This window comes from Methylobacterium sp. GXS13, from assembly GCF_001455965.1.
Lineage (GTDB): Bacteria > Pseudomonadota > Alphaproteobacteria > Rhizobiales > Beijerinckiaceae > Methylobacterium.
The window spans coordinates 218,022-226,212 of record NZ_LKKO01000058.1 but is presented as its reverse complement, the minus strand read 5'-3'; the positions used below and the strand labels follow the sequence as shown (position 1 = coordinate 226,212).

The 8,191-nt window shown below is 70.2% G+C and carries 10 protein-coding genes; 2 read left to right on the top strand and 8 right to left on the bottom strand.

The features are described 5' to 3' along the window. Positions 1-5 precede the first annotated feature (5 nt). Both AO398_RS20905 and trmD read right to left on the bottom strand, forming a co-directional pair. Complete coding sequence (locus AO398_RS20905) at positions 6-1,172, bottom strand: phosphoserine transaminase (protein WP_058194124.1); 1,167 nt, start codon at positions 1,170-1,172, stop codon at positions 6-8. A 352-nt stretch (positions 1,173-1,524) separates the two neighbouring features. Then, positions 1,525-2,268: a tRNA (guanosine(37)-N1)-methyltransferase TrmD gene (gene trmD, locus AO398_RS20900; RefSeq protein WP_058194104.1), complete on the bottom strand. Its 744-nt coding sequence runs from the start codon at positions 2,266-2,268 to the stop codon at positions 1,525-1,527. 75 nt (positions 2,269-2,343) lie between these two features. Here trmD and AO398_RS20895 point away from each other — a divergent pair, with 75 nt between their 5' ends. Next, positions 2,344-3,063: a methyltransferase domain-containing protein gene (locus tag AO398_RS20895; protein ID WP_058194103.1), complete on the top strand. Its 720-nt coding sequence runs from the start codon at positions 2,344-2,346 to the stop codon at positions 3,061-3,063. 45 nt (positions 3,064-3,108) lie between these two features. On the opposite strand, the gene AO398_RS20890 is transcribed toward AO398_RS20895, so the two are convergent. Continuing rightward, a complete protein-coding gene (locus AO398_RS20890; protein ID WP_058194102.1) occupies positions 3,109-3,894 on the bottom strand; it encodes an NAD(P)H-dependent oxidoreductase in 786 nt (261 codons plus the stop codon). 92 nt (positions 3,895-3,986) lie between these two features. On the opposite strand from AO398_RS20890, the gene AO398_RS20885 reads away from it, so the two are divergent. Continuing rightward, complete coding sequence (locus AO398_RS20885) at positions 3,987-4,907, top strand: LysR family transcriptional regulator (protein ID WP_058194101.1); 921 nt, start codon at positions 3,987-3,989, stop codon at positions 4,905-4,907. Between the two features lie 34 nt (positions 4,908-4,941). Here the strand turns inward: AO398_RS20885 and rimM are convergent, their stop codons facing one another. The 5 genes from rimM to AO398_RS20860 are packed head-to-tail and all read right to left on the bottom strand — an operon-like array spanning position 4,942 to position 8,178. Next, the gene (gene rimM / locus AO398_RS20880) at positions 4,942-5,637 is read right to left on the bottom strand and encodes a ribosome maturation factor RimM (protein WP_058194100.1); all 696 of its coding nucleotides are present in this window, start codon (positions 5,635-5,637) and stop codon (positions 4,942-4,944) included. A 12-nt stretch (positions 5,638-5,649) separates the two neighbouring features. Then, positions 5,650-6,012, bottom strand: coding sequence for a 30S ribosomal protein S16 (gene rpsP / locus AO398_RS20875; RefSeq protein ID WP_058194099.1), 363 nt, complete (start codon positions 6,010-6,012; stop codon positions 5,650-5,652). 4 nt (positions 6,013-6,016) lie between these two features. After that, entirely contained in the window at positions 6,017-6,352 is a 336-nt protein-coding gene (locus tag AO398_RS20870; protein WP_058194098.1) for a chorismate mutase, read from the bottom strand. Continuing rightward, entirely contained in the window at positions 6,349-7,932 is a 1,584-nt protein-coding gene (gene ffh / locus AO398_RS20865) for a signal recognition particle protein (protein WP_058194097.1), read from the bottom strand. The genes AO398_RS20870 and ffh overlap by 4 nt, the downstream gene beginning before the upstream one ends. 18 nt (positions 7,933-7,950) lie before the next feature. Further along, the gene (locus AO398_RS20860; RefSeq protein ID WP_058194096.1) at positions 7,951-8,178 is read right to left on the bottom strand and encodes a hypothetical protein; all 228 of its coding nucleotides are present in this window, start codon (positions 8,176-8,178) and stop codon (positions 7,951-7,953) included. Between the last annotated feature and the right edge of the window lie 13 nt (positions 8,179-8,191).

Genomic DNA, 8,191 nt, shown 5'->3' with positions numbered 1-8,191 from the left:
CCCCGCTACGCCGCTTGGCTCGGCGCCGCCTTCTCCTCGGCGAACCCCCAGTCCGGCCACGGCGTCGGCGCTCCGAGATCGGCGGTCCCGACGGTGGCGCCGCCCCAGACCCGCAGGCCCGCCGGGGCGTCGCGGTAGGCGCCGAGGTCGAGGGCGACGCCCTCGCGGTCCAGGCGCTCGACGATCCCCCCGGCGAGCGCCGCCACCGCCGCGTCGCCGCGGGCGAGCACGTCCGGGTCGGCGATCACCAGGCAGACGCCGGTGTTCGAGTAGGTCGCGGGGTCGACCGCCAGCGGCGCGATCCACGGGGTCCGGGCGACCCAGTCGTAGATCACCGCTGCGTTGGCGTCGGCCCGGGCGTGGAGCGCCGGCAGGCCGCCGATCCGCACCGCCCAGTCGAGGGTGTCAAGGTAATCCTCCACCGCCAGCATCGAGGGCGTGTTGATCGTGTCGCCCTTGAAGATGCCCTCGATCAGCTTGCCGTCCTTGGCGAGCCGGAACACCTTCGGCAGCGGCCAGGCCGGGACGTGGCTTTCGAGCCGCGCCACCGCCCGGGGCGAGAGGATCAGCATGCCGTGCGCGGCCTCGCCGCCCATCACCTTCTGCCAGGAGAAGGTGACGACATCGAGCTTGTCCCACGCCAGCGGTTGCGCGAAGGCCGCCGAGGTCGCGTCGCAGATCGTCAGGCCGGCGCGGTCGGCGGCGATCCAGTCGCCATTCGGCACCTTCACGCCGGCGGCGGTGCCGTTCCAGGTGAAGACCACGTCGCTGGTCCGGGTGTCGATCGCCGACAGGTCCGGCAGCACGCCGTAGGGCGTCTGGTGGATCCTGGGCGCGATCTTGAGCTGCTTGAGCGCGTCGGTGACCCACTCCTTGCCGAACGCCTCCCAGGCGGCGACCTCCACGGGGCGCGGCCCGAGCAGGGTCCACATCGCCATCTCGACGGCGCCGGTGTCGGAGGCCGGCACGATGCCGATCCGGTAATCGTCGGGCACCTGCAGGACCGACCGGGTCAGGTCGATCGCCCGGCCGAGCTTGGCCTTGCCGATGCTGGAGCGGTGCGACCGGCCGAGCGCGGCATCGGCCAGGGCGGCCGGCGTCCAGCCCGGACGCTTGGCGCAGGGGCCGGACGAGAAATGCGGAACGCGCGGGCGCCTGTCGGGTCGGCTCATCGTCGGATCCATCCTTGCAGATGGGCGCTCCTCGGCGGGGAGGAGTGTCCCGCGCCGGGGATGCGCCCAATCCGGGGCCCTGGCAAGCGCTTGTCCGGTCTATAGTCTTCGGCGCATGGCCAAGGCCGGGACGAGCCGTCCGGCGGTCTGGAACCGTCGATTAATCTTGGGTCGTTAGCCTTAATGCCGTGCCGTGTTGTGTTTGAGGTACGCTGATGTCTTTCCACAGTGCTGCGATAGTGTCGGCTTGGTCGGTTTTACTTATGGTTATCGGTGCGTTAGCGACCCGCCTGGCCCTGGCGGGTCGGCTGCGCCGTCCCGCAGGGCAGCCGCTCCAGCTCGATCCGCTGGATTACGACCTCGACGGACCGGTGATCGACTTGGAGCCGGCCTGATTGGAACCCGCCTGAAGGTCCGGGCGCCGCTCGGCAGTGATCCGCTCGGCCTCCGCCCGTCGCCAGCGGGCAATGGCTCCGTGATTGCCGCCCGACAGCACCTCCGGGATCGGACGGCCCTCCCAGTCCCGGGGCCGGGTGTAGTGGGGATATTCGAGCAGCCCGCCCTCGAAGCTCTCCTCGATGCCGGATTGCGCCTTGCCCATCACCCCGGGCAGGAGCCGCACGCAGGCGTCGAGCACCACCAGGGCGGCGATCTCACCGCCCGACAGCACGTAATCGCCGATCGAGACCTCCTCCAGGCCGCGGCCGGCGATCACCCGCTCGTCCACCCCCTCGAAGCGGCCGCAGACGATCAGCGCCCCCGGCCCGGCCGATAGCTCCCGGACCCGGGCCTGGCTCAGAGGCCGGCCGCGGGGGGACATCAGCAGCCGGGGCCGTGAATCGTCCGGTTCGGTCGCCGCGTCGATGGCGGCGGCGAGCACGTCGCAGCGCAGCACCATGCCGGCGACGCCGCCGGCCGGCGTATCGTCCACCGCCCGGTGGCGGCCGAGCCCGTGCTCGCGGATGTTGCGGGCTTCCAGGCTCCAGTCGCCCCGGGCGAGCGCATCGCCCGACAGGGACACGCCGAGCGGCCCCGGGAACATCTCCGGGTAGAGGGTGAGGATCGTGGCCCGCCAGGGCGTTTCCGCGCGCGTCATGGCGCTTGATCGCGCGCGGGGTGCGGCACGGTCAACGCCCCGGGCACCGTTCGGGCCCATCGAGGGTTGTTGGCGATGATCCGGCGCACGCTTCTCCTAACCGTCCTGCTGGCGGGACCGGCCCTCGCGGCGGCGCCTCTGTCGCCTCCTGGCGCTCCCGCTAATGCGTTCCCAAAGCCCGACCGGCCCGTGGCCGAGATCGTGGCGCCGCAATGGTCCTCGGAGGCCGAGCGCGACAAGGCCGGCGAGTTCGATGCGGTCGCCCGCGGGATGGGTATCGCCCCCGGCGAGACGGTGGCCGATATCGGCGCCGGCAGCGGCTATTACGTGGTGCGGCTGAGTTCTCGGGTCGGGCCCGATGGCAAGGTCCTGGCCGAGGACGTGACTCCCGCCTACCTGGCAAGCCTGGAGCGGCGTGTGAAGGGGCTCGACAACGTCACGGTGGTGCGGGGCGAAGCCCACGATCCGCGCCTGCCCCCGGCCTCGGTCGATGCCGCGATCCTCGTGCACATGTACCACGAGATCGCCCAGCCCTTCGGCCTGCTGCACAACCTCGCCCCGGCAATGCGCCCGGGCGGCCGGATCGGCATCGTCGACGCCGACGACATCCCATCGCGGCACGGCACCCCGCCAGCGCTGCTCCGCTGCGAACTCGCCGCCGCCGGGTACCGGGAGACCGGGTTCCACCTCCTGAGCGGAGGGGCCTACCTAGCGGTGTTCGTCGCGCCTGCGCCGGAGGACCGGCCGCGCCCGGAGACGATCCGCCCGTGCCGGGATGCCGTGACGCCGCGCTGACTGCTTCGGCTGGCGCGGTCAGGATCCTGGCACGCAGCCGGCGTCCTACTGCGATCCGTCCAGATGGGCCGCGAAGCCGCTCAGATCTGGGGTGAGGTCGGGCCGCAGTTCCATGGACGGGATTGCGTAATCCCCACTGTTCTGCCGCCGGTAAGGGACGGGGGGTGTGCTGAACAGGGTGCGCATCCGCGCCCGCAGGCTCTCTGCCGTCGCCGCGAAGGCGCGCTCGCTCAGTCCGTCAGCTCGGTAGACGATAAAGGGCGGGAGCACGTCATAGCCTGGGTAGAACAGCACGCCGTGCTGGATCGGGAACAGGAGATCGTCGATCGGCCCGTTGATCCCCCGGGGGCCGTAATGGCTCTCCCAGCCGCCGGCGGTCACGACCAGCATCGCGCGTTTCCCGGCCAGTGTGCCCTCGCCGTAGCGGTCGCCCCAGCGGGTCTCGCTATGCTCGCCGACGCCGTAGGCGAACCCGTAGGCGTAGACCCGGTCGACCCATCCTTTCAGGATCGCCGGCATTGAGAACCACCAGAGTGGGAACACCAGGATCAGGGCATCCGCCCAGAGCAGCTTAGCCTGTTCGGTGATCACGTCGTCTGTCAGGGTCCCGGTGGCGAACGCCGCGCTGGACGCGGCCGGGACCCGCAGGCGCGCCGCCTCCGGCAGGCTCGGGAAATCGAATCGATCGACCGCACTTTTCCAGCCCGCGGCGTAGAGGTCGGTGACGCGGACTTCGTGTCGGTCCGCCTCCAACTGGTCTACCGCCACGCCGCGCAGCGCGTTCGTCAGCGATGCGGGATCCGGATGGGCTGAGACGACGAGGATCTTCATGAGGCGGTCTCGCTGGGTAAGAGGAGCCGCGAAGCTAGAAGCCCGTTCGACCATCCGGTAGACGGCACGGCGGGATAGGATCGTTCCGCGCAATGGATAGATCGGACGTTACGCTGGAGCGGATGCGCAGCTTCGTCCGCGTGGTCGAGCGCGGCAGCCTGTCGGCGGTGGCGCGCGAGCAAGGCGTTGGGCAATCGACTGTCAGCCGGCACATGGCCGAGCTCGAAGCCGCGCTCGGCGCGACGCTGTTGAACCGGACCACGCGGCGCATCATCCTGACGGACGAGGGAAGGCGCTTTCACGCTGAGGCTCGCACCATCCTGCGGATGGTCGAGGAGGCCACGGACGGCGTCCGGAACGCGGGGGGCGACCTGACCGGCACGGTGCGGGTGTCCTGCACGGCGGCTTTGGGCGTTCGCCATGTCTGCCGGGCGCTGTTCGCGTTCCAGGATCGCTATCCCGGAATCAACGTCGATCTCAGCCTGACCGATGAGCGCATTGATCTCGTGCGTGAGGCGATGGATGTGGCGATCCGGCTCGGCCCGCTGCCGGAGAGCAGCCTGCAGCGCAAGGCCGTTGGCCGCTCGCGCAGGATCCTGGTGGCGTCGCGTCGCTATCTCGCGGATCACGGCCGGCCCGAGAGACCGGACGACCTGTCGCGGCATCCGACGATCCGCATGAGCAATGTCGCCGGCAGCGACACGCTGTGCCTGTACGGGCCGGACGGCACGACAACCCGGGTCCTAGTGGGCGGCCGCCTACTGGTCGATCACGGCTTGGCCGCGGCCGAGACCCTGGCGCAGGGCCGCGGAATTGCGACCGCCCATGTCTGGCTCGTCGACGATCTGCTGGCGGCGGGCGCGATCGACCACGTCCTGCCGGACTACGTGCCCGAGCCCGTTCCGCTCTCAATCCTGGTCGTGCCAGGCCGCATCCGTATCCGGCGCGTTCGCCTGGTGGTTGATGCCCTGGTGGCCGCGCTGACGGAGCTTCCTGGCATTGATGGGCCGTGAGCCGGCCGGGCACACCAGTTCCGGAATAGGGGTTTCAGCCCGGATCGTCGGCAGGCTTCTCGCCCACCGGCGCGAAGAAATCCTCCGGAAGCACCACGGTCACACGCCGCTGCGGGAGGTCCAGGACCGGCACGAACGCTTTGGTGAACGGCAGCAACGCCGTGGCGCCGCCCGCAGCGGGGCGGAGTTCGAGGAGGTCGCCGCCGCCGTAATTCGGCACCGCCACGACCGTGCCGACGACGGTTCCAGCCTCGTCCATCGCGGTGGCACCGACCAGGTCGGCCGCGTAGACCTCGTCGTCATCCTCAGGCTCCGCCAGGCGGTCGCGGGGGATGAACAGGGCGACGCGATTGAGCGTCTCGGCGGCACTCCGGCTGCCGATATCCTTGACCCGGGCGATCAGGATGTCGGGGGAGGAACCGGGGGCGGTGCGTACGCCCGACAGGGTCAGCGTCCGACCGTCGGAGGTCAGGAGCGGCCCGTAGCCGGCAATCGCCAACGGATCGCCGGTGTGGGATTTCAGGCGGATCTCGCCGTTGAGCCCGTGCGCGCGCCCGAACTCGCCCAGGAGGACGAGATTCGCGTCGGGCGGCACGGGCGGCACTGCCGGCTTCGGGGCCGGTGCCTTGGGCGAGGTCGCGGCCTCGGGCGCGATGGCACCGATCGCCGTGCCGACGCGGCCACGGCGACCGCCGTCGCGGGAGAATGAACCTGCGGGGCGGCGCGCCATGGCCAGGCCGCCTTACGCGGCGGCGTCCTCGGCGGGCGCCGCGGCCTTCTCGGCGCGCTTGGTCGCGCGCTCCTTGGCCTTCTCGCCGGGCTCGGCCTTCTGCGGGTTGTTGCGGGTCGGGCGCTTGGCCAGGCCGGCCTGGTCGAGGAAGCGCAGGACCCGGTCGGTCGGCTGCGCGCCCTTCGCGAGCCAGCCCTGGATCTTCTCGGCATCGAGCTGGATCCGGGCCGGATCGTCCTTGGGCTTCATCGGGTCGTAAGCGCCGACCTTATCGATGAAGCGGCCGTCGCGGGGCGCGCGGGCCTCGGCGACGACGATGCGGTAGTACGGGCGCTTCTTGGCGCCGCCACGGGTGAGACGGATCTTCAGGGCCATTGTTTTACGACTTTCTCTGTTCTTCGACCGGCGGCGCATGGTTGGCCGCGATCGTCTGGTGGTGCCGGATGACTTCCTTGACCACGAAGGCCAGGAACTTCTCGGCGAAATCGGGGTCGAGCTTGGCGTCGACCGCGAGCGTGCGGAGCCGGGCGACCTGACGCGCCTCCCGGTCCGGATCGGAAGGGGGGATCCCCTTTCGGGCCTTGAGCTCGCCGACCCGCTGCGTGCAGCGGAAGCGCTCGGCGAGCAGATGGATCAGCGCCGCATCGAAATTGTCGATGCTGTCGCGCAGGCGCGCGAGCTCGGGATCGACCGCTTGGGCGGCGAGGACGCTCATTTCTTCTTCCCCGGCATGAAACCACCGAGGCCGGGCAGCTTCGCGCCGCCGAGGCCGGGAAGCCCTGGCATCTTCGGCATCCCGCCCAAACCGCCTCCGCCCAGGCCCGGCGGCATCGGCGGCAGCTTGCCGCCGAACTGCTTCTCGATCTGCGCGATCTGCTCGGGCGTCGGCTCGGGCATGCCGGGGGGCAGGCCGGGCATTCCGCCGCCCATTCCACCACCCATGCCGCCGCCGCCGAGCCCGAACATCGAGCCGAGCGCCTGCCCGATCCCACGCTTGCCCGAGCCCATCGCCTTCATCATGTCGGCCATGGTCCGGTGCATCTTCAGGAGCTTGTTGATCTCCGAGACATCGACGCCAGAGCCCGCCGCGATGCGCTTCTTGCGGGAGTTCTTCAGCAGATCGGGGTTCTTGCGCTCGTGCGGGGTCATCGACGAGATGATCGCCCGCTGGCGCTTGAACATCTTCTCGTCGAGGTTGGCGCCCTCGACCTGCTTCTTCATCGCGCCCATGCCGGGCAGCATGCCCATCAGGCCGCCGATGCCGCCCATCTTCTCCATCTGGGCGAGCTGCATGGAGAGATCCTCCAGGTCGAACTTGCCCTTGCGCATCTTCTCCGCGGTGCGGAGCGCCTGCTCGTGGTCGATGGTCTCGGCGGCCTTCTCGACCAGGGAGACGATGTCGCCCATGCCGAGGATGCGGTTGGCGACGCGGGCCGGGTGGAACTCCTCAAGGGCATCGACCTTCTCGCCGGTGCCGACGAGCTTGATCGGCTTGCCGGTGACGGCGCGCATCGAGAGCGCCGCGCCGCCTCGGGAATCACCGTCCATGCGGGTGAGCACGATGCCGGAGACGCCGAGACGTTCGTCGAAGGCACGGGCGGTGTTGACCGCGTCCTGGCCGGTGAGCGCGTCGGCGACCAGCAGCACCTCGTGGGGCCGGGTCGCGGCCTTCACTTCGGCCGCCTCGACCATCAGGGCCTCGTCGACCGTGGTACGGCCGGCGGTGTCGAGCATCACCACGTCGAAGCCGCCCAGCCGGGCCGCCTCCATGGCGCGCTTGGCGATCTGCACCGCCGACTGGCCGGCCACGATCGGCAGGCTCTCGACGCCGACCTGCTTGGCCAGCACCGCGAGCTGCTCCATGGCGGCCGGGCGCCGGGTATCGAGCGAGGCGAGCAGCACCTTCCGCTTCTCGCGCTCGGACAGACGCCGGGCGATCTTGGCGGTGGTGGTGGTTTTGCCCGAGCCTTGAAGGCCGACCATCAGGATCGGCACCGGGGCGGGGGCGTTGAGATCGATCACCTCGGCATCGGTGCCGAGCATCGCCACCAGCTCGTCGTTGACGATCTTGACGACCATCTGACCGGGGGTGACCGACTTGAGCACGACGGCGCCGACCGCCTTCTCCTTCACCCGGTCGGTGAAGCCGCGCACAACCTCCAGGGCCACGTCGGCTTCCAGCAGGGCGCGGCGGACCTCGCGCATCGCTGCAGTGACGTCGGCTTCCGTCAGGGCACCCCGGCGGGTGAGCCCCGAGAGGATTCCGGAGAGGCGATCGGACAGGCCTTCGAACATGGTTTTTCGGACCCGCGCTTACTGTTCGAGGCCGGCGCGCTCGACGCGGCGCGCCTGGAGGGCGGCCTCGAAGCTGCGCACGGCGCTCGCGAATTTGTCCCGGCAGTCCGGATCGCAGAAGCCGACGACGGCGCCGTTATAGAGCGTCAGCGAGTCGGCCGAAATCGGCTTGCCCGACCAGGGGCAGGTCTCGTTGATCGCGTCCGCAATGTTCAATGCGGCTTGGGTCACGGCGACTTGGGGCATGCGAAGGCCTCGA